Genomic DNA, 492 nt, shown 5'->3' with positions numbered 1-492 from the left:
TTCTCAGATGGTACAGAACACAAGCGCACAGGCAACAAGCCAAACAGATAAGACAGCGGCAACAAAAGAAGTATCCGAAGTCGATGAGATGGCAGCGTTCAAGCAGGAAATCTATGAGGAACTGGCTGAAATTGATAAAATGAACTCCTCGGCTATTTTGTCCAATTCTGTACATATCACAGAAGATGGATTCAAAAGAATGAAGGAAGATCCCGCCTATCGCAAAGAAATTATGGATTGGCTTCGTGCAGATGCAAGAGCTTCTCATGGGGTTCCATTTGGTGTCCATGTTACAACAACAATTACAGGAGCTGGAGCAACTTGCTACGGGGCAAATGTTTACCATGATGATAGTGCAGCAACCAAAGCCGCTAAAAAGGATTTGGCTGATAAGAAGGCAAAAGGTTCATTTTATCATTCAGATCGTACCTGTGCTGACCGTAGAGCCGCACAGCGCAAGAGGGACAGCGAGTATGTGGCAAGTGAACGCCA

Annotated in this window: 1 pseudogene; it reads left to right on the top strand. The window is 45.1% G+C overall.

Annotation, left to right across the window (positions count from 1 at the left end):
• Positions 1–7: 7 nt before the first annotated feature.
• Positions 8–492: pseudogene (locus OCV77_RS16940) on the top strand (hypothetical protein); the annotation flags it as partial.

Origin of the sequence: Suilimivivens aceti (genome assembly GCF_025567405.1) — a bacterium.
Taxonomy (GTDB): Bacteria; Bacillota; Clostridia; order Lachnospirales; family Lachnospiraceae; genus Suilimivivens; species Suilimivivens aceti.
Note: the sequence above shows the minus strand (reverse complement) of the source record. Positions and strands in the feature narration are given on the sequence as shown.